The organism is Lacibacter sediminis (genome assembly GCF_014168535.1).
Taxonomy (GTDB): domain Bacteria; phylum Bacteroidota; class Bacteroidia; order Chitinophagales; family Chitinophagaceae; genus Lacibacter; species Lacibacter sediminis.
Window position 1 is genome coordinate 4,290,809 of the sequence record NZ_CP060007.1, and the last position, 20,674, is coordinate 4,311,482.

17 protein-coding genes are annotated in these 20,674 nt (G+C 40.3%); 5 read left to right on the forward strand and 12 right to left on the reverse strand.

The features are described from left to right. Positions 1-13: 13 nt before the first annotated feature. Together H4075_RS18280 and H4075_RS18285 are read right to left on the reverse strand one after the other, a co-directional pair. Entirely contained in the window at positions 14-457 is a 444-nt protein-coding gene (locus H4075_RS18280) for a nuclear transport factor 2 family protein (protein WP_182802262.1), read from the reverse strand. 119 nt (positions 458-576) lie between these two features. After that, entirely contained in the window at positions 577-1,158 is a 582-nt protein-coding gene (locus tag H4075_RS18285; protein WP_182802263.1) for an adenylate kinase, read from the reverse strand. A 183-nt stretch (positions 1,159-1,341) separates the two neighbouring features. Here H4075_RS18285 and msrB point away from each other — a divergent pair, with 183 nt between their 5' ends. Continuing rightward, positions 1,342-1,905 carry a peptide-methionine (R)-S-oxide reductase MsrB gene (gene msrB / locus H4075_RS18290; RefSeq protein ID WP_182802264.1) on the forward strand — a complete coding sequence of 188 codons (564 nt, stop codon included), beginning with the start codon at positions 1,342-1,344 and terminating at the stop codon, positions 1,903-1,905. Between the two features lie 113 nt (positions 1,906-2,018). Here the strand turns inward: msrB and H4075_RS18295 are convergent, their stop codons facing one another. The 5 genes from H4075_RS18295 to H4075_RS18315 form a co-directional block, all read right to left on the reverse strand. Beyond that, positions 2,019-2,456: a DUF2721 domain-containing protein gene (locus tag H4075_RS18295; protein WP_182802265.1), complete on the reverse strand. Its 438-nt coding sequence runs from the start codon at positions 2,454-2,456 to the stop codon at positions 2,019-2,021. Positions 2,457-2,509: 53 nt separating this feature from the next. Next, a complete protein-coding gene (locus H4075_RS18300; RefSeq protein ID WP_182802266.1) occupies positions 2,510-4,897 on the reverse strand; it encodes a TonB-dependent receptor in 2,388 nt (795 codons plus the stop codon). 67 nt (positions 4,898-4,964) lie between these two features. Next, complete coding sequence (locus tag H4075_RS18305) at positions 4,965-6,545, reverse strand: DUF1501 domain-containing protein (RefSeq protein ID WP_182802267.1); 1,581 nt, start codon at positions 6,543-6,545, stop codon at positions 4,965-4,967. 17 nt (positions 6,546-6,562) lie between these two features. Next, a complete protein-coding gene (locus H4075_RS18310; protein ID WP_182802268.1) occupies positions 6,563-8,245 on the reverse strand; it encodes a DUF1800 domain-containing protein in 1,683 nt (560 codons plus the stop codon). A 140-nt stretch (positions 8,246-8,385) separates the two neighbouring features. Next, positions 8,386-9,564, reverse strand: a complete 1,179-nt coding sequence (locus H4075_RS18315) for a thiolase family protein (RefSeq protein WP_182802269.1) — start codon at positions 9,562-9,564, stop codon at positions 8,386-8,388. 134 nt (positions 9,565-9,698) lie between these two features. On the opposite strand from H4075_RS18315, the gene H4075_RS18320 reads away from it, so the two are divergent. Together H4075_RS18320 and H4075_RS18325 are read left to right on the forward strand one after the other, a co-directional pair. Next, on the forward strand, positions 9,699-10,805 hold the full coding sequence (locus tag H4075_RS18320) for a quinone-dependent dihydroorotate dehydrogenase (RefSeq protein WP_182802270.1): 1,107 nt from the start codon (positions 9,699-9,701) through the stop codon (positions 10,803-10,805). A 70-nt stretch (positions 10,806-10,875) separates the two neighbouring features. Continuing rightward, on the forward strand, positions 10,876-11,676 hold the full coding sequence (locus tag H4075_RS18325) for a TerC family protein (RefSeq protein WP_182802271.1): 801 nt from the start codon (positions 10,876-10,878) through the stop codon (positions 11,674-11,676). 49 nt (positions 11,677-11,725) lie between these two features. Here H4075_RS18325 and ruvB read toward each other — a convergent pair whose 3' ends face one another. Further along, complete coding sequence (gene ruvB, locus H4075_RS18330) at positions 11,726-12,757, reverse strand: Holliday junction branch migration DNA helicase RuvB (protein ID WP_182802272.1); 1,032 nt, start codon at positions 12,755-12,757, stop codon at positions 11,726-11,728. Between the two features lie 46 nt (positions 12,758-12,803). On the opposite strand from ruvB, the gene H4075_RS18335 reads away from it, so the two are divergent. After that, on the forward strand, positions 12,804-13,466 hold the full coding sequence (locus H4075_RS18335; RefSeq protein WP_182802273.1) for an NADPH-dependent F420 reductase: 663 nt from the start codon (positions 12,804-12,806) through the stop codon (positions 13,464-13,466). A 91-nt stretch (positions 13,467-13,557) separates the two neighbouring features. Here H4075_RS18335 and H4075_RS18340 read toward each other — a convergent pair whose 3' ends face one another. Next, positions 13,558-14,253: a peptidoglycan DD-metalloendopeptidase family protein gene (locus H4075_RS18340; RefSeq protein ID WP_182802274.1), complete on the reverse strand. Its 696-nt coding sequence runs from the start codon at positions 14,251-14,253 to the stop codon at positions 13,558-13,560. Between the two features lie 58 nt (positions 14,254-14,311). On the opposite strand from H4075_RS18340, the gene H4075_RS18345 reads away from it, so the two are divergent. Next, positions 14,312-17,539: a S41 family peptidase gene (locus H4075_RS18345; RefSeq protein WP_182802275.1), complete on the forward strand. Its 3,228-nt coding sequence runs from the start codon at positions 14,312-14,314 to the stop codon at positions 17,537-17,539. Positions 17,540-17,589: 50 nt separating this feature from the next. Here H4075_RS18345 and H4075_RS18350 read toward each other — a convergent pair whose 3' ends face one another. The 3 genes from H4075_RS18350 to H4075_RS18360 form a co-directional block, all read right to left on the reverse strand. Then, positions 17,590-18,858, reverse strand: a complete 1,269-nt coding sequence (locus tag H4075_RS18350) for a phosphatase PAP2 family protein (RefSeq protein WP_182802276.1) — start codon at positions 18,856-18,858, stop codon at positions 17,590-17,592. Positions 18,859-19,038: 180 nt separating this feature from the next. Beyond that, positions 19,039-19,872: a helix-turn-helix domain-containing protein gene (locus H4075_RS18355; protein ID WP_327059381.1), complete on the reverse strand. Its 834-nt coding sequence runs from the start codon at positions 19,870-19,872 to the stop codon at positions 19,039-19,041. 310 nt (positions 19,873-20,182) lie between these two features. Further along, positions 20,183-20,662 (reverse strand): hypothetical protein, encoded by a 480-nt coding sequence (locus H4075_RS18360; protein ID WP_182802278.1) that lies wholly within the window; start codon positions 20,660-20,662, stop codon positions 20,183-20,185. Positions 20,663-20,674 lie beyond the last annotated feature (12 nt).

A 20,674-nucleotide genomic window follows, 5' to 3' on the forward strand; every position in this document is an offset into this window, starting at 1 on the left:
GAGTGGCCTGACCTTACTGTACTAATTTATTTGCATGACGGCTTACCAGCAGCCATCCATTCTGCCGTTTTGCATACACTTCTGTATATAGTAAATGAATATCGATCGGCTTTCCTTCCATCACCACACTAAAAGTTCCTTTCCCGTTCACAATCACAAAACCTTTGTACACTCTTGCAGAAGCTTCTTCAACAACAACATTGTTCATTTTAAGTTTACCGCTTTTAATATCAGCAATTACTTCTTTCTTATTCTCGATCCACCCATTTGAATGAACATATTGCAAACGCTCATCCAGAATACTGTTCAATGAATCAAGTTCACCCTTCACCATCCAGCGGAATTTTGCTGCATGAAGTTTCAGCACAAATTTCTCTGTGGCTGATTCTTCTTTTGTTTTTTGTGCAAGAGCAACAGATGAAAAAAAGAGAAAGAAGATAAGTAAGAATTGTTTCATGTAAAATTGTTTGTACAGAACAAATGTAAAGCCGGGAAGGGGTAAAGACGTAAAGAAAAATCAAGTACATAAAAAACCCCGGCATTTTTGTCGGGGTTAAGTTAATATCTCGAAAAGCATTAAGCCTCCATGTGTACTTCAATTTCTTTTTGCAACGATTCAAAAATCTCATCGATCGTTCCTTCACCTTCAATTTCAGCAAGTTTATCAAACTGCTTGTAGTAATCAGCAACAACAGAAGTTTTAGTGCGGTATTCTACAATTCTTGCACGGTTGATCTCTTCGTTTGTATCATCACTGCGGCCGCTGGTTTTACCACGGTTGAGTAAACGCTTCACCAGTTCTTCTTCACTCACCAGCATTGAGATCATCGCATGGATCTGTGTGCCTTTCAGCTTCAGCAATTTATCCAGCGCTTCGGCCTGGGCAACTGTGCGTGGGAAACCATCAAACAAAAATCCTTTTGCTTGTGGATTTGCATCCAATGCGGAGCTGATCATTCCAATCACCACTTCATCCGGAACCAGGTGACCTTTGTCCATCAGCTTTTTGGCTTCCAGGCCAAGGGGTGTTTGGCCGGCAATTTCGCTACGGAGCAAATCCCCGGTACTGAGGTGCTTGAGACCATACTTTGAAATTAATTTCTCTGACTGGGTTCCTTTACCACTGCCCGGAGGGCCAAATAAGATCAAATTAAACATATGCAGAATGTAAGCTTGATGAAGTTGTAAATATAAACAGCATCATTTAAAAATCTGCAATCTGAACCTATTTTGATTGCAAATTGTTTAATACAAGGGTTTGTTAAGATAAAAACTCTGTCATTTAACAGACATCCGTTAGCTATTAACCTTTCGTAACTTTAGCAAACAATAAAAAAGATCATGAAGCAACTATTGATGATGCTTGTTCTGGTACAGCTTACATTTGTTAGCTGTGATGCACAATCAACCCAAACAAAAGAAAAAAAGATTACTATGAGTGAAGCAAAGAAAAACCCGGTTTATTCCAAAAATGATTCTTCAAAAGTGAACCTGAGTGAAGAAGAATGGAAAAAAATACTTCCATCGGATGTTTATTATATCGCTCGGCAAAAAGGAACAGAGCGCCCATGGACCAGTAAGTTTGAAAAATTTGAAGAAGTGGGAACTTATTATTGTGCAGCCTGCGGTAACTCTTTGTTTAAAAGCGATACCAAATTCGATAGTGGTTGCGGTTGGCCCAGCTTTTATGAACCTATCAGCAAAAGCTCGATCATATATACACCGGATAACACACATGGTATGCAACGCACAGAAGTTCAGTGTGGCCGCTGTAAAGCACATTTAGGTCATGTGTTTGAAGATGGTCCGCCACCAACAGGTTTACGTTATTGCATTAACGGTGTGATCCTTGATTTTGAAAAAGCAAAAGAGACCGAGAAGAAATTCAACGAGAAAAAAGGTTAAGTTTTTGATTTTCGATAATTATCAAAAGAAACGAATCATTACTGATTCGTTTCTTTATTATGTGAAGATTGATAACTGATTACACTGATTTACACAGATGCAGGTTCAGTCAATTAATTACTATCACCGTCAATAAACGTTTTGAAAATACTTCGGCGATCCAGTTCCATATCACTCAATTCTAGATCAATGGCTTTTGTGCTGAGGATAATTTCAATCAATGAAAAAATAAGTGATGTAAGTAAACTTAACAGGCTTAATGCAAACACCCATTTTGCAGCTGCATCATACTCACGGAAAATAAGATACATACAAATGATACAAAGCAAAAAACTCAGTACTCCCATCGCCTGCATATTTCTTATAAGGCTGATGCGTGTACGCAGGTTGCTGATCTGCTTATGAAGAAGATTACGGTCTTCTACTTTTATATATTCATCGTGCAGTTTTCGTACCAGTGATGCAATGGCCAAAAAACGATTGGTGTAAGCAAGCATCAGCAAGGTAATTGCCGGAAATAATAATGCGGGTGTGGTAATGGATAGTTCCATGACATGAATTTACGAATTGAAACCATACTCAGCACAATTCACACAACGAAGTATCACTTCCAGTTAAATTCTAATGGAACATTTAGTTTAATACTGAAGTTGCGCCCCATATTATACACACCTGTTTTACCTGTTGCCGGATTTTCACCTGCATATTTCAATCGGTTGAGATGATGCTGATACGCTACATCTGCAAGATTTGATGCCACGAAGTAAATACCGGCTATTGTTTTACCGTTCTTTTGAAACTCGGTACCAAGTCCGGCGTTTAATAATGTGAACGAAGAACTGGCAGTTTCTGTATTGTACGTTGTGAACGCATTCTTCTGTGCAAAATTATGATCAAGCTCCAGTTTGAAATAAGCATTGCGGACAGTCTTTTGCTGCCTGTGAAAAAGTTCAAACCGCAATTCACTTAACACTCTTGCTGCAGGTATGAACGGAATATTCTTGTTGCCTTCTAACCTTTCTGATAACAAGCCACGCACAAATGAAAATGAATTTTCAAAATGCAGCCAGTCTAACGGATGCGGATGAATATCCAGCGAAAGTTCCAATCCATACAATCTTGCATCCTGTTGTACAAAACGGAAAAGATAAAAATCTTCGCCATCAATGGTAATGATTGAATCGTTACCGGCAACAGAAGATTGCTTTTCGAAGAAAATATAGTTCTTGATATTATTATGGAACAATGAAGCCGTGAGTGTCAGATGCTCGCTGTTTAATTCAATACCTGCATCTGCCTGGAAACTTATTTCTGATTTGAGACCATTGTCGCCCACTTCATAACGGTTGGTTCCTTCGTGTGCACCATTGCTGCTTAATTCAGCCATGTTTGGTGCACGGAAACCTCTTGCCACATTAAAACGAAACAATACCGTTTTCGGAAATTCATAAGTGAAGCCTGCACTTGCAGATAAGTTCGAAAAGTTGCGTTCAAATGCATTGAACTTTACATCAGGACCTTCCAGCAATTCTTTTCCGTTAACTGTTCTGTTATCAAAGCGTACACCACCACTGAAATCAAAACCTTTCACTTTCTTTTGTAAGAAAACAAATGCACCTGCATCGTTTAAACTATAATCAGGAATAATTGCTTCAGCACCTTTGTTTGTATTCTGCTGATTCATACCACTCAGGCCAAATGAAACCTTCCAATCATTTATTTGTTTGAGATGATATTGCACATTGTAGTTGATCGTCTTCAGATCAAAATATAATTCCTGCTCAGCAGGATCCTCTGCATTACCATATTCTCTGCGTTGGTTACGTTGCAAACCAACATTCAGATTCAGTTTACCACCACGAATAAATAAACTGTTGTCACTAACAATTTTATCGTGTGTGATATGCTGATAAGGAATTGATGGAACAACAGATCTGAAATCATCATCTGTTGCAACAGCTTCAAATGAACTACCGCCATACTTAATAAAGTTCCCATCGTTATCACGCTCACCTTCCACCAATCCAAGCTTTTGATTGAATGTGCTGAACACAAGATGACTATATCCCCACTTTTTACTCAAACCCAGCATAGCACCAGCATTCCGTTCATTAAATTTTGAATTGAACACATAGCCATCTTCTGCATTTTTATAATCGGCTGCATCTTTAAATGAAGCATAGGTATTAAATAAAAATCCATTCTTATTACCGGCAACATTTCCTGAGAACCCTCGTTGCCTGTTATTGGTTTGATAATTACCAAACAGATTTGCTTTCAACTTCCCTTCTGCCACCGGCACATTGCTGATGAAGTTTACCACACCTGCAATTGCATCTGAGCCATACATCAATGAAGCGGGCCCTTTTAATATCTCTGCTTTCTGCACACTGTATTCATCCACTTCAATACCATGTTCATCGCCCCATTGCTGACCTTCCTGACGCAAACCATCATTGATCACCACAACTCTGTTATAACCCAAACCACGAATCACCGGTTTGCTGATAGCAGGACCGGTACTTGTTTGACTGATACCCGGCTTTTTTGTTAACGCCTCAATGATATTGGTTGAACCTGTCTGTAATAATTCCTGTTTACGCATCACCACAACCGGTGTAGTTACTTTACGTAACGAAGTTGCTGATGACACACCTGTTACCACCACTTCATTATGTTCGGCAACAGTTGGCTTCAATTGAAACACTTCTTCAATATCTGATTTGAATTCGATGTTGAGAATAACGCTGTTGAAACCGCTGTATGATATTTCTACCAGGTGCCAACCTGCCGGAAGGTCTTTAAACTGAAACTTTCCATTTGCATCGGCTGATGTTCCCCTTCGTAGATCGGGAATAAAGATATTAGCCCCTTGCAAACCTAGTTTGTCAATACTGTTTATTACTGAACCGGTAAAATCAACTGTCTTAGTCTGAGCTGAAACTGCAGCAACCAACAGAAAACAAACCGATAGGAATAATAGTTTTTTCATGCTTATTTTTTGAAACGATGTTGCAAATATAAGCGCCTGCGGTTTCGTTCCAAAAAAAATTTCGGGGTTACCGAACCTTTAACATGGGTTTTACCTGCTGTGTCATTCCGTTCTGGAAACGCATATAATAAACTCCGGCAGGTAAAGCATAACCCTCGAAAGTAACCTGGTATTTGCCTGAAGCATACACCCGATCAACCGGGGTTTGTATTACACGGCCAAGTGCATCCATCACCTGCACTAATGTGTGTCCGCCCTTGGTTGTAAAGCTGATGGTGGTAGAAGATGTAAATGGATTCGGGTAGTTTGAAATAAGTGTGATGCCTGCATTGCGGATATCATTCACATCAGTTGTGGTGCTGCAGTTGCCGCTTGCACAAAGACCTAGCTGCTGAAAGTTTTGCAGCATGATCGTTTCGAGTGTTGTACTATCAACACAAAACCAGTTTTGCAAAATGGTAGCATACACACTACGAAAATCAAATTGCATGGGAATATTATCATTCACTGTTGCGGTGGTGGGTATCGTTGGGTTAACACCGGAAATGCCAGGATTTACTTTTGTTCCAAATACAAAGAGTGGTGCTGCAGCGCCATGATCGGTTCCTGTACTGGCGTTAGATTTTATTCTTCGTCCAAATTCTGAAAAGGTCATACCTAATACACGGTCTTCAATACCCATTGCTTGCAGATCATCCTGGAATGCTTTTACCGCATCACTCAATCGCTGCATAAGCGTTGCATGATTACCTGTTGATGTATCGGTATTTGTTTGTGCTGAATGTGTATCGAATCCGCCCATGCTTACCATGTACACTCTTGTTTTCAATCCTCCTTTGATCAGCCGTGCAACAATTTTCAACTGATCGGCCAATGTGTTATTGGTTGGATATGTTCCCTGCGTTGGAACAGCTGCTGCAGCAGCAGAAATTCGAGTTGAGTATTGGTTGGATTGTTTTGCCACCAAACGCACATACTGCAAGGCATCACCGGCACGTGTTGCAGGAGCAGGATCCTGAATGCCATTGATAAGATTATAAAAATTTGTAGCGCTTGAAATACTGATGCCCATGTTTACACTTGGGCCTTGAAATGCAAGTGAAGCAGATGATCCGATTTGTATTCCCAAAGGATCCGGTACTGTTGTGTTAGGATAACCAACAGGATAATTCGGATACTGATCATTGAGATAACGGCCACCCCAGCCCGAAGTTAATTGTTCATCGCTATCAGCTGCACTCATCCAGATATCTGTTGCACGAAAATGAGAAAAGTTAGGATTAGGATAACCAACGGCCTGCACTAAACGCAGTTTACCATTGTTGTACAATGTTTGCAAACCCGTCATGGATGGATGAAGACCAACTGCATTTGTTCCGCTTAGGGATAATACTTTATTTTCTGCAATAGCAATATTTGACCTTGCATTGTAATACTTGCTGTATTGATCTAAAGGAATGACCATGTTCAATCCATCATTACCGCCATTGAGCTGAATAATCACCAATACACGATCTGTTTCAACATAGGTATTAAGCAAGGCGGCCATTACGGGATTATCGCCCAACACACGGATGGAAAAATTATCAACCAGCGAAGGCAATACTGCTGCCGGGATCGTATTCTGTAAAAAGTCTCTTCGTTTCATGTAAACGGGTTTTGATTTTACATCAACTGGTATTCGGCAAGGTTCATACAATACTTAAATAATCCACGTAAACGTGTATTCACAATATTGAAGTTGGTTGTTATGGGTGATCCGATATAAATGTTCCATGCATTGCTCCAGTAATAATCCTGATCTTGTCCCGTCAACAGAAAATCTTTTTTCAACTGATCTTTTGCCTGTTGTGAAATAGGAATACGGAACAGCATTTCAAACAATTCATTGATGAGCATATTAGGGTCAGCCGGATTGCTGAGTGTTTTCGTGAAAGCCACTGCATCAATCACAATCTTTTTCCCATTGCGTGTATAACCATTGCCGATCATGAGATCACTGAATTGATTTCGCTTTGGAAGTGTATCGGTATTGATCCATAATTCATAAAACTGCGGCACCTGGTAATAAGCAGGCCAGCCAGCTACACTTGGGGGATCTCCTAAATTCTGTTGGTAGTTCGCTGCAACTGTCATCACATAATTCCACATACCATATGCATCAGCATATTCAGTAACTGCATTGGGGAACAACACCCCCCATTCTCTGCAAATAGCACCTGCATGTTCCAATGGCGATTTCAACATAGCTCCCTGGTTGAGTACATCAAAGAAATGCTCGCTTTTTAACAGCGCACTTAAAGCAGGTTTTATTTCCCAATTATTGTTACGGAGTATTTGAGCTAATGGTTCAATTACGTTTGCCTCTGCTGCTGCATCAATTTCTGAATACACAAAAAAGCGATAGAGCTTTTTCGCCATGAAGCGTGAAACTTCCATGTTCCTGGCGAAGATCATATTCAGCAGATCATCTAATTCAAGATCACCTGCTGTTGTACCTGTTCTTCCGGTAATAACTGTATTACTAAAAAAAGAAGAGAATGTTTTATTTGTTGAATCGTGGCGTGACGAAGTGAAATACGAAGGGAATGTATTCACATTACTATCTGCCCGCCAACCGGTAAGCACTTTTGCAGCAGCTTTCACATCAGCCTCGGTATAGTTTGGATTATTTTCTTTCCCTAATGTAAACAGTTCCTGCAGCTCTCGTGCATAGTTTTCATCCGGCGCAGTGGCTGTATTCAATCGTCCATTGAGATAGATCAACATGGCAGGATCAAGTGTTATATCACGCACCAGTTGCTTGAAATTCCCCAATGATTTTGTTCTGAGGAGATTGACATGCTTGTATAAAAAATTTGCATTGCCTACATCTACTGTTTCTGTTGCAAAATGATTGTGCCAGAACAGTAACATCTTTTCACGAATGCTTCTGTCTTGCTGAATAATGCAACCCATCCACCATTTTTTAAACGCTGCTCTTCTGCGGCTTTGGATCGTTCCATCATTATTCACGCTGTTCACCCATGTTTCACCGGCAACCACATCATTATCGGGAGTGGTTGCGCCTGTTACACCATCATAATCTTTTACGGGAGGAGCAGGTAAAGGAGCAGTTGGATTTAATAGTTCATCAACCGCCTCATTCATTGTTTTCCCTGCGAAGTAATTAATATCGGCAAGCGTTGCACCAAACATGCAGCGTTTAAGTAAATGCACCACTTCATTTTTGGTCCATTGCCCGTTGTAGGCATTCAGGCCCGAATATGTTCTTGCTGAAGTTTTTGAAATGCTGTGAACAGCAGTTCCCGATCGTTTACCCGCAGTAAGAAATTCCCTGCGATCCATAGTTAATTTGGTTTTGATGTGAGGGATACAAGATCGTTAGACTTATGAATGTACAAAAAGTTTAATGACGGCAGTAAAGAAAGAACCACATGAAAAAGCCCCTTTGCAGGGGCCATCTCATTCGTATTTTTTATCATTTGTTACGTAATATTTTCGATAATTCCGGCAATGCCTTGCCCGCCACCGACACATGCTGTAACAATTCCGTATTTTTTGTTGAGACGTTTCATATCCTGTGTGATCTGGATCGTCAATTTAGCACCTGTACATCCCAAGGGATGACCTAATGCGATTGCGCCACCGTTGATATTTACAATATCCGGATTGAGATCAAGTGTGCGGATAACTGCCAACGCCTGCGATGCAAACGCTTCGTTCAATTCAAACAGGTCGATATCACCCAGATTCATATTTGCCTGCTTCAATACTTTCGGCACTGCTTCAACCGGACCAATCCCCATAACACGTGGGTGCACACCCGCAGACACACAATTCACCAAACGTGCAATTGGTTTTAATCCCAATTGATTCACTAATCGCTCACTCATCACCAATACAAACGCAGCACCATCACTTGTTTGCGATGAGTTGCCGGCTGTAACTGTTCCGTTCACTGCAAATGCAGGTTTCAGTTTTGCCAATGATTCTGTATTTGTATCAGCACGCACGCCTTCATCGGTATCGATCACATAATTTTTTGTTTGCTTTTTCCCCTTTGCATCAAGTGCTACTTCTTCTACATTAATTGGAAGAATTCCTCCTTTGAAAAAACCATTCTCAATGGCAGCTTTTGCTTTCATATGTGAATTGTATGCAAACAGATCCTGGTCTTCACGACTCACGTTGTAATCTTTCGCAACCGCTTCGGCAGTTAAGCCCATGCTTAAATAATAATCGGGTTCATCCTTCGCAATGGAATAAGCAGGCACGGTTTTCCAACCTGCTGTTGGCACCATGCTCATACTTTCAGTTCCACCCGCAATAATACATTCGGCCATACCCATACGAATCTTTGAAGTGGCGATAGCGATTGTTTCCAAACCACTGGCGCAATAACGGTTCACCGTCATACCCGGTGCATGAAAACCAACAGCACGTGCAGCAATAATGCGGCCTACCTGTAACCCCTGCTCAGCTTCAGGCACCGCATTTCCTACAATTACATCATCCACTTGCTTTGGATCAAGTTGCGGCACGCTTGCCAGCAAGCCTTTAATGACATCAATAGCCAGATCATCGGGCCTTGTAAAACGGAATCCGCCACGTTTTGATTTGCCCACTGCTGTGCGGTAACCCGCTACGATATATGCTTCCTGCATAGTAATAATTTTAGGTTCAATCGTTAAATAGTTGTTTATGCAACTTTCTAGTTCAAAGTTAAGGTTTCAAAAGAAATATCAGCAAATGAATGCTGTTAATTTGTGATCCGGTTTTGGGGTTTATCTTCGCAGCCATGTACAAGTTGATTCGCTCGTTTTTCTTTTTGTTTGACGCAGAGAAAGTGCACTATTTCGCCATGAATGCTCTGCGATTCTTCTGTTCAATTGGATTCATCAGAAAACTGTTAGCTGCAAGCTTTCAACCAACAGCAAAAAATCTGGCTGTTGAAAAGTGGGGATTGGAATTTAAGAATCCTGTTGGCCTTGCAGCGGGTTTTGATAAAAATGCAAAGTATCTGCGGGAACTGGAAGTGCTGGGTTTTGGTTTTGTGGAAATTGGAACCGTTACACCCAAACCGCAGGATGGTAATGACAAACCCCGCCTGTTTCGTTTACCAAAAGACAAAGCCATCATCAACCGCATGGGTTTTAATAATGAAGGAGTGGAAGCTGTAAAGAAACGCTTAGTAGAATGGCGAAGGAAGTACGAGGTACGAAGAAAGAAGTACGACGACCACTCACCACTCACCACTCACCACTCACATCTTATCATTGGGGGTAACATCGGCAAAAATAAAGTAACACCGAACGAAGATGCATGGAAAGATTATGAGATCTGTTTTAATGAACTGTTTGATTACGTCGATTATTTTGTGGTGAATGTGAGTAGCCCCAACACACCGGGCTTACGTCAGCTGCAGGAGAAAGATTCGTTGCATAAAATTTTATCACATCTGCAAACGCTGAGAGCCGAACGTTTAAAACTTAAAGCGGAAGAACATATTCAAAAACCAATCCTGCTGAAAATTGCACCCGACTTAACTCAATCGCAGTTAGATGATGTGATCGATCTTGCAAGAGAAATTCAACTCGATGGATTGGTGGCGAGCAATACAACAATTAGTCGTGAAGGACTTTCAACAGATTCTTCCATTGTTGCCGCTATTGGCGCAGGTGGACTTAGTGGTTTGCCGGTGAAGAAACGCAGTACTGAAATTGTACAGTACATTGCACAAAAATTAAAAGGCGAGGTACCTGTTATGGCAAGTGGCGGCATTTTCACTGCAGCGGATGCAAAAGAAAAACTGAATGCTGGTGCAGCATTGGTGCAGGTATGGACCGGTTTTATTTATGAAGGTCCTGCTATTGCAAAGAAAATCTGTAACAACATAAATCAATAAGCAATGGGCAAAAGACAATTGGCAAACTGATTTGCCGATTGCATGTTGCAAATTGACAATTCAAGAAAAAATGGAACATCTTTTTACATCAGAGAGTATTATCAGTTTTATCGTTCTTGTTGTGCTTGAAATAGTGCTTGGAATAGACAATGTAATTTTTGTAAGTATTATTCTCAACCGTTTAAAATCAATCAAGGATCAGAAGCGGGCACGCAGACTGTGGATGATCACCGGTATCCTTTCCCGTAGTTTATTGCTGATGGGATTAGGATGGTTGCTATCACAAAAAGGAAAAGCAGTATTCACAGTTGCAGGAAAAGGATTTGACCTTGCAAGCTTGGTAATGCTCGCCGGAGGTTTGTTCCTTATTTACAAATCGGTTCATGAAATACACCAGAAGCTGGAAGGAGAAGATCCAAACCAGGCTAATAAAAACGCAAAAGGAATTTCCTTTGGTCAGGCCATTGGTCAAATTATTCTGATCGATGCGGTGTTCTCGTTTGACAGCATTATTACTGCAGGTGGTACAGCAAAGCATGTTGAGATCATGATCGCTGCGGTTGTAATTGCGATGACGGTGATGTTTTTATTCAGTCCGAAAATTGCAGGATTTATTCATAAACATCCAACATTGAAAATGCTGGCCCTCTCCTTTCTTGTAATGATCGGGTTGAGTTTAGTAATTGAAGGATGGAATGCAGAAGCAGCACATGAGTTGCACCTCAAGAATTATATTTACTTCGGTATGGCCTTCTCATTTATTGTAGAAATGCTTAATATGGTGATGATGAGCAGGGCTAAAAAGAAACGTGTGGTGGAATTGAATGAGCCAAAACTGGAAGAGAAAATCGAAAGTGACCAGGCACACTAAAGAAAAAATAAATAGTCTAAAAAAAGTCGCTGCAATGCAGCGACTTTTTTTATGTGAACAAGGTGGGATTGATTCCACCATGCGGTTTTTTTCCTAAATGTTCATACGCTTTCATTGTAACTTCTCTTCCTCTTGGAGTTCGTTGTAGAAAACCTTCCTGTATCAGGAATGGTTCATACACTTCTTCCAACGTACCTGACTCTTCACCAACTGCTGTTGCAATCGTGGTAATACCAACAGGTCCGCCTTTGAATTTTTCAATAATGGTCAGGAGAATTTTATTATCCATATCATCCAATCCATACTCATCCACATTCAACGCTTTGAGACCATGTTGCGTTACACCAAGATCAATTACACCATTACCCAACACCATCGCAAAATCACGCATGCGACGTAACAGTCCATTGGCAATTCGTGGTGTGGCACGGCTGCGTCCTGCAATTTCTTTTGATGCATCGCTGGTGATCTTCACATTTAAAATACCTGCTGCACGCAGAATAATTTTTTGCAGCGTTTCTGCATTATAATATTCCAGTCTTGATTTAATAGCAAAACGTGATAACAACGGCGCACTCAATAAACCACTTCTTGTAGTTGCGCCTACCAATGTAAACGGATTGAGATTAAGTTGAATACTTCTTGCATTGGGTCCACTGTCGATCATAATATCAATGCGGTAATCCTCCATCGCCGCATATAAATATTCTTCTACCACAGTACTTAAGCGATGGATCTCATCAATAAACAATACATCATTGGCTTCAAGTCCTGTTAACAACCCAGCAAGATCACCTGGCTTTTCAATAACAGGTCCGCTTGTTTCTTTAATGTTTACACCCAATTCATTTGCCACAATTCGACTTAATGTTGTTTTGCCCAAACCCGGAGGACCATGAAACAATACATGATCCAATGCTTCGCCACGCATCTTCGCAGCTTTGATAAATATCTTGAGATTCTCAATGATCTGTTGCTGACCACTGAAGTCTTCAATATTCGAGGGACGAATATTATTTTCAAATTCTTTTTCCGCAGCACTTAATGCTTCTCTGTCGCTATTTAAATTGGGATTGGCCATTTCTCGTTGTAACTTACTGTAAAACTAAACAATAAAACCAATCGTCATGAAAATAGGAATACTTGGTACCGGTGCTGTTGGCCAAACAATTGGCACAGCATTGATCAACAAAGGTCACGAAGTGTTGTTGGGCAGCCGCACCGCCACAAACCAAAAAGCACTTGCATGGACGGCACAAAACGGAAGTAATGCAAAGAACGGTACGTTTGAAGATGCCGCAGTTTTTGCAGAATTGATTTTTCTTTGTCTCAATGGAACCGGTGCTGTTGATGCATTGCAGCAGGCAGGTAGTCATAATTTTAGTCGCAAAGTGGTGATAGATGTAACCAATCCACTCGACTTTTCGCATGGCATGCCGCCTTCTTTATTACCGGAATACAGCAATAGCTGGTCGCTGGGCGAAGAAATACAAAAACAGTTGGAAGATGCACGAGTGGTAAAGGCGTTGAATACAGTTACAGCAAAGCTGATGGTAAATGCAGCGTTGGTAAACGATGCTAATCACAACCTGTTCATTTGCGGGAATGATATAGATGCAAAAAATAAGGTGAAGCATCTGCTGGCAGAAAACTTCAACTGGAAACCGGAAAACATTCTGGATCTCGGCGATATGAAGTATGCACGTATGACTGAAGGCATTGTTCCTTTCTGGGTAAGCGTTATGCAACAACAGGGAACAGCAATGTTTAATTATTTAGTTGTGAGATGATGAGATAGCATCTGCTGCAACACGATTAAGTTTATATTCTGGTTGTAAACAATAGCTCTGTTAAGACTCATTACTGATCATTCATTACTCATCATAAATACCTATTCATCTGCAAGATCAAATCTGGATCGGGACAATTTTTTAAATAGAAATTTTTATCGCTCATCCTGCATACGCCCGGATAATCTCCTTCATGCAATTCAATATTTTCAATGATCTGGAAATGCAGGTGTGGAGGCCAATGTCCATTTTCATGTGGTTCACCAAAATGTGCAAACTCCTGTTCACGGTTGATGTATTGTCCTTCAACAATAGCAATATCCTTTAAACTTACATGACCCCAGAGTGTATAAAATGCAGCACTTTCCAATTGATGCAGCAGAATAATTGTTGCACCATAATCACCATAACGGTCGTTGAATTTAAAACTGTGCACCATACCACCCAGCGGCGCAAACACAGGTGTTCCGGCTTTACCCCAAATATCAACACCTAAATGCAAACGTCTTGGTTCGCCGCCATCAATATCATCAAATACTTTACTTCTGCTGTAAACAGTTCGATGTTCTGCATAGCCGCCAATACCATATCGGGCACCTGCATTGCTTAACTGTTGATCAACATAGCTGCTGAATTTTGAAACATCCTCGATCACATCTTTGGTCAGTGCTTTATTCGCTTCGGTAAAATCCATTTTCAGCAATCGATCTTTTTCGGGATCAAAAGGAACAACAGGATAATACTGATGCTTGTTCTTTTCGAGAATATTGATAAGTGGCGTGCTCATTCGTTTGTTTCCTCTTTATATTAGTAGCTGCTAAATTACCACTCTAAAACGACAGGTTATGTATAAACTGCTTTTGTCTATTTTATTAACAGTTTCTGTGCAAACCATTTTTGCCCAGGAAAATCCGTTGTGGATGCGTTACCCTGCCATCAGTCCCGATGGAAAAGAAATTGTATTCAGCTATAAAGGCGATCTGTATAAAGTAAGTGCCGATGGCGGTACAGCTTTAGCACTCACCATGCATGAAGCACACGACTATCAACCGGTGTGGAGCCGAGATGGAAAAACGATTGCATTTGCAAGTGACCGTTATGGCAATTTCGATGTGTTTACGATTCCATCAAGCGGTGGTGAAGTAATAAGATTGACTTATAACTCTGCTAATGATTTTCCATTTGATTTCAGCATCGACAACCAATCTGTATTGTTCGGAAGTGCAAGACATACAGTGAATACTAATGTACGTTTCCCAAGAGGTGCTTTGTTTTTGCAATCGTACTTAGCTCCTGTTAAAGGAGGAAGAAGTGTATTGATCTCTGCAACAGGTATGGAACATGCACAATACAACAGCAAAGGCGAAATGATCGTCTACCAGGATCGAAAAGGCACAGAAGATGCCTGGCGTAAACATCATACATCATCACTAACAAGAGATATCTGGTTGTATGATGTTAAAACAAAAAACTATTCCAAGTTGAGTGGTTATGAAGGCGAAGACCGTGAACCCGTTTTCAGCAGTGATGATCAGTATGTGTATTATCTCTCCGAAAAAAATGGCAATCAGAATATTTACAAAGCACCTATCCGTTTAAAAATTGCAGAGAAGCAGATCAGTTCATTTAAAGATCATCCTGTTCGTCATTTAACCAGGTCAAACGACAACACACTTTGCTTCACCTGGAACGGAGAAATTTATACTGTAAAAAATGATGGAGAGCCAAAGAAAGTAAACGTAAATGTTATTGCAGATGCAAAAACAAATGAAGAACGGATTGTTCCGGTGGTTGCTACTAATGGCGATTTTGCTGTTTCACCTAACGGAAAGGAAGTAGCGATTATCTATCGTGGTGAAGTTTTTGTAACAAGTGTGGAAGGCGGCATTACCAAACGTATTACCAACACACCGCAGCAGGAACGTATGGTAGAGTTTGGTGCCGATGGTAAAAGCATTTACTATTCAACCGAACGTAACGGCAGCTGGGATATTTACCGTTCCAGTATTGTTCGCAAAGAAGAACCTTATTTCTATGCATCTACTTTATTAAAAGAAGAAGCAGTGATTGCAACCGATAAAGAAGAATTTCAACCCGATGTTTCTCCCGATGGAAAAGAAATTGCTTATCTCGAAGAACGCAACATCATTAAAATATACAATATCGCATCAAAGACATTTAGGACAATTATTCCTGCCGGGATAAATTTTTCTTATGCAGATGGTGATCAGAGTTATGATTGGAGCCCGGATAGTAAATGGCTGGCAACGGTGAGCAGTAAAGGTCGTTATGGTTCAAGAGAAGTAGTGATCTATAAAGCTGATGGCTCTGATAAAGATGGCACCGATGTTACACAAAGCGGTTTTTTTGATGGCGGACAAACTTACGTGTTGGATGGAAAAGCAATGTTATGGGCAACCGATAAATATGGTAAACGTCCATTGGCTTACCAAGGCGCAAGAGAATCCGACATCTCTATTATGTTTTTTGATAAAGATGGTTATGATCGTTTCCGTTTAAGTAAAGAAGATTATGCTTTGCTGAAAGAACAGGAAGACAAAACAAAGAAAGACTCAGCAACAAGAGTAAAAGATTCGATTACAAAGAAAAACTGGCAGCCCAATTTTGAAAATATTCATGACCGCAAAATTCGTTTAACTGTCAACTCAATGAATATTGGCAGTTATGCATTATCTGCTACAGGCGATAAACTGTGGTACTCTGCCACAACAGAACGTAATACCGATCTCTGGGAAATGAATACCCGTACAAGAGAAACAAAGATCGTTACACGTTTAGGAAATGGTGCAGATTTTATTGCTTCAGCTGATGGCAAAGCCTTGTTTGTGATCAGCGAACAGGGTTTAATGAAGTTTGAAACTGAAACAGGTAAGATCACTCCGATCAGCATCCGTAGTGAAATGGTTTTGAATACCGCAGGTGAGCGGGCTTATATTCTTGAGCATGCATGGCGGCAGGTAAAGAAAAAATTCTATGATCCCAAACTGCATGGTGTTGATTGGGAAATGTATAAAAAAGCATACAGCAGATTCTTACCTTATATCAACAATAATTATGATTTCCAGGAATTGCTGAGTGAAATGCTGGGTGAGTTAAATGCATCACATACAGGAGGAAGATATAATTCACAAAATCCAAATGCAGATCAAACCGCATCGCTTGGTTTGTTTTATGATGAGTTTGTTGGAGGTGATGGTTTAAAAATCACAGAAGTGATCACTGGTGGACCATTAGACATTGCAAACAGCAAAGTAAAAGCAGGAATGATCATTGAAAAAATTGATGGTGATGCTGTAACAGCTGCAAGTGATTGGGCACGCTTATTAAATCGTAAGGCAGGAAGAAATGTATTACTCTCAATATTTGATCCTGCAAAAAACAATCGCTTTGAAGAAAGTTTAAAACCAATTACAGGTGCTGCAGAACAGGGTTTACTTTATACACGTTGGGTAAACATGATGCGGACCATGGTTGATAAACTGAGTGGAGAAAAAGTTGGTTATGTGCATGTACAGGGAATGAACGATGGCAGTTACAGAACCGTGTATGAAGAAGTGCTTGGACGCAACGCCGGTAAAGAAGCATTGATCGTTGATACACGTTTCAACGGTGGTGGCTGGTTACATGAAGACCTGTCGAATTTTCTCAACGGAAAAAATTACATCACGTTTAAACCCTATGGCTTTAGTGCAGAAGGTGGTGAACCGCAGGGCAAATGGTTTAAACCAAGTTGTGTAGTGATGAGCGAAGCCAATTACAGTGATGCACATACCTTCCCCTATGCATACCGTGCAAAAGGAATTGGAAAGTTGATTGGTATGCCGGTACCAGGCACCAGTACATCGGTTTGGTGGGAAACACAAATTGATCCAACACTTGTATTTGGCATACCTATGATCGGAAACTTTGGCGTAAAAGAAAATCGTTTGCTGGAAAACTTTCAGCTGGAACCGGATGTACGTGTTGAACTTCCGTATGATGCGCTCATCAATGGGAAAGATACCCAGATTGAAAAAGCTGTGGAAGAAATGCTGAAAGCGATTAAGAAATAATCAACTGCTTTAAAACAAAAAGGCGATAGTTTAAAAACTATCGCCTTTTTTTATAATTTTTTCAACGGAAGATCGACAAACAACTGCCCCACTTGTCTTCCTTGGTTAATACCTGCATTTACTGAAAACCTGAAATTAATACCACTCACGAGCCTTGATTTACCTACATCCTGAAGAAATCCATCAAGACTTGAATATGTCCATGTACCATATAAAGTATTTTGCGTACTGTCAATAACGGCATATTCAGTACCAAAAGATTCTTCCAATACATGTACTGCTGAAGCTGCTGCACAAGCTGATGTTGAGGGATAAGAAGGATGTTGGAGTGTAGGTATAACTGTTGTCCAGTTGTTGAAACCCATAACGTTTCTTATATAAGTTATAGGGCGCAAAAGAGAATAGGTAAACTTAGCTTTAAATACAGCGGCAATGGCATCAAACATTGAACAAAATGTTTTTGCATAAATCACACTGGCTTCTTCCAGATTTGTATGTTCTTTAGTTATGATTTGAGACGTAAGTTTTGCTATATGAGCAGGTGTATTATAATTTCCTCTGATGTCTCTCCATGCTTGTGACAGCCTTATATCATCAACTGTAAGATTTAAACTTAAATTATAAATTTCATTCGCTGCATTATAAAAGTCTGAAGAAGGTTCAGCAGAATAAACAGGAGGTGCAGGCGGCAATGTTATATTAACCGCATTTGAATAAAACGTTCTCAAGTTTCCCTGACATGCACCTGCTGCAGGAAAAAATCCAGGGAATGTGGGTACCCAGTTACCAAGTCCACCTAAAGGTATATAAGGCGAACAACCGGCCAATGTTCCATTTGCATTTAATGTACCGTCGGTTGTACTCCATGTATAAATAACATCGGCTACATATTTTCCAAACTCAATCGAAAATTGAAGTTGCTCTGCAGATACTTCTTTTAGGAAAGCAGCATTATTAGACGCTTCCATTTGTTGGATGGATGCAAGATCAGCATTGGCGTTATAACTCTTGATGATTCTGCTCGCTGTACTTGCAATAGCAGCATTTGCACAAGCGGGCCAATAGTATTCCTTTTTATTGCTAAACTCAATGCTGTTGCCGGTGATGTACCTGTACATTGATTGATAGGATGGCATTCCCGGAACAACAGACTCATAAAGTGCAATGCCTGAGTAGCTAAGTATCCTCGCAATTTGAGGCGGCGGGAAGGGCGTATTTTTGGATAAATCGGCTAATAATGAAAACCAAGCTGTCGGAATACCGGCATCATATTTTTTGGCAAAGGGTAGTATATTGATCGGATCCAACTTTTTTTGCATAACCATTTTTTCACCTGGTTCAGCAGCGGGGGAAATTTCTTTTTCGCAGCCAGTCACTATCAGCATTATACTCAGTATAGATCCTGATAAAACGTGTTTCATTTTCATAATATTCTTATTTGACTGTAAATATGAAAACTAAACACTACTGCTAAGTGGTAAATAAACGACTTTCTGCGTTTACTCTTTCAATAGACCGAGCGTTCGCTCAAGCGCTTTTGATTCCTGATTGAAAAGTAACGTAGGAGGCACAGATGCAAACTCCTTATAATCTTTTACAAGATGCTGATAGTCGTGATAGCCAGTTGCTATTGCAATAGTAAGCCAGCTATGAAACGGATTCGCAAGCCGCATACAATAAGACTGATGAAAACGGGCTATGCGTGAAAAATGTTTGGGACTTACACCAACATATTTTTCAGATTTCCGTTCAAATTGCCTTTGCGACAAACATGCTTGACTGGCCAGCCAATCAATAGAATGATTTTGATTGTTTGCAGCGATTAATTGAAACACTTCTTCAAAGGGTTCATTTTTGGCACGGATTTTCTTTACGATGGTCAAAAGAAATTCTTCAATAAAACCAATCATCTCTACATAGCTTTGTGCATCAGCAAGTTTATCATTTGTCTCACGACCTTCAACAGGAAAAACAGATTCAAGATCAATATGTTGATTTAACAATTCGCTTCCGGGTATTCCGGTTAAACGATAGATGCCTCCGGGCTTAAATACAACTTGTATCATTAATATTTCCGAAGAAGCACTTAACCTGTTTATGCGACTTGTAAACTGTCCGGTAATTACCGAACGGGGTCTTGCAATTGTTTTATTTTCTCCCAACACTTCTGTGATTTCAGCACCTTTCAAATAAAACACAATACAGTTTTCCGGATGTACAGGGTAGGGTTTAGCATTGATCGCAAGGTGAGAAGGTACAACAAAATGCCTCAGGCGGTATACTGAGACAAACTCATTTAATGATGGTATGGGGCTAACGTTTTTGAATATCATAGCTACTTGCTCAGCCTCTCTTTAATAAAAATTAACCGTTGTTATAAAGATAATTTAAAATGTCAAAGAAAGAAACCCATTACAGGTACCTCTTACATTCATTTTTTATAATGACAATTATTTTAAGGCAAAATAAATTTTATGTTATTGCCTTTACGAAGATTGAAAAAGGTAAAGCAGCTCAAAATGAGCTGAAGGCGCACGCTTAAAGCCTAAAGCTCTTTTCTAACAGGTAACATGAAATGCAAAAAAAATTAAAAAAATAACCCCAAATTATGCTTTGGGGTCTTTGTATTTCGCAGATCAGCAATCAGCAAACAACAAGTTCTTGTTTACTGTAAAAAAACGATTTCACAGGGATGTTAATGGAGTTGATTAGCTCTTCTTCTAACATATTTGCAAACGTTTCAAAATACATGATCACATCTTCCCGCACATTACGTTTCAACCAGCGAAAACCACCAGGCAATCGTTGCAACACGGCTTTGTCTTCCAGATATTCCAGGTTATGAATATCACTCGGCGTTAAACCAATTTCCTGCAGTTTGGTAATGAGTAAGCCTGCCGGTGCATTTGTAGTACCACAATAATCTTCGGCAAGCTCGGTCCACTCACCAATGCCGGTGTGTGCATACGCCAATATTTCTTCCTTACTTAATTTGGTAACTACCTGTGTAAGATTACCGCAATTGCATGCACCATGATTACCCCACGCATACGCAGCTCCGTTACGTAACCTTGCTGCGGTTTCACGCAGCGCTCCAATAAGTTGAATATTTGCCTGTGCCATACGCTAATTTCC

What these genes read in the sequence shown, in the direction of transcription:
- H4075_RS18360 (WP_182802278.1), bottom strand. Translation starts at nt 20,662, where the DNA reads ATGGCACAGGCAAATATTCAACTTATTGGAGCGCTGCGTGAAACCGCA.
- H4075_RS18355 (WP_327059381.1), bottom strand. Translation starts at nt 19,872, where the DNA reads ATGATATTCAAAAACGTTAGCCCCATACCATCATTAAATGAGTTTGTC.
- H4075_RS18340 (WP_182802274.1), bottom strand. Translation starts at nt 14,253, where the DNA reads ATGAGCACGCCACTTATCAATATTCTCGAAAAGAACAAGCATCAGTAT.
- H4075_RS18310 (WP_182802268.1), bottom strand. Translation starts at nt 8,245, where the DNA reads ATGGATCGCAGGGAATTTCTTACTGCGGGTAAACGATCGGGAACTGCT.
- H4075_RS18320 (WP_182802270.1), top strand. Translation starts at nt 9,699, where the DNA reads ATGTACAAGTTGATTCGCTCGTTTTTCTTTTTGTTTGACGCAGAGAAA.
- H4075_RS18350 (WP_182802276.1), bottom strand. Translation starts at nt 18,858, where the DNA reads ATGCAAAAAAAGTTGGATCCGATCAATATACTACCCTTTGCCAAAAAA.
- H4075_RS18325 (WP_182802271.1), top strand. Translation starts at nt 10,876, where the DNA reads ATGGAACATCTTTTTACATCAGAGAGTATTATCAGTTTTATCGTTCTT.
- H4075_RS18335 (WP_182802273.1), top strand. Translation starts at nt 12,804, where the DNA reads ATGAAAATAGGAATACTTGGTACCGGTGCTGTTGGCCAAACAATTGGC.
- H4075_RS18280 (WP_182802262.1), bottom strand. Translation starts at nt 457, where the DNA reads ATGAAACAATTCTTACTTATCTTCTTTCTCTTTTTTTCATCTGTTGCT.
- ruvB (WP_182802272.1), bottom strand. Translation starts at nt 12,757, where the DNA reads ATGGCCAATCCCAATTTAAATAGCGACAGAGAAGCATTAAGTGCTGCG.
- H4075_RS18305 (WP_182802267.1), bottom strand. Translation starts at nt 6,545, where the DNA reads ATGAAACGAAGAGACTTTTTACAGAATACGATCCCGGCAGCAGTATTG.
- msrB (WP_182802264.1), top strand. Translation starts at nt 1,342, where the DNA reads ATGAAGCAACTATTGATGATGCTTGTTCTGGTACAGCTTACATTTGTT.
- H4075_RS18300 (WP_182802266.1), bottom strand. Translation starts at nt 4,897, where the DNA reads ATGAAAAAACTATTATTCCTATCGGTTTGTTTTCTGTTGGTTGCTGCA.
- H4075_RS18285 (WP_182802263.1), bottom strand. Translation starts at nt 1,158, where the DNA reads ATGTTTAATTTGATCTTATTTGGCCCTCCGGGCAGTGGTAAAGGAACC.
- H4075_RS18315 (WP_182802269.1), bottom strand. Translation starts at nt 9,564, where the DNA reads ATGCAGGAAGCATATATCGTAGCGGGTTACCGCACAGCAGTGGGCAAA.
- H4075_RS18295 (WP_182802265.1), bottom strand. Translation starts at nt 2,456, where the DNA reads ATGGAACTATCCATTACCACACCCGCATTATTATTTCCGGCAATTACC.
- H4075_RS18345 (WP_182802275.1), top strand. Translation starts at nt 14,312, where the DNA reads ATGTATAAACTGCTTTTGTCTATTTTATTAACAGTTTCTGTGCAAACC.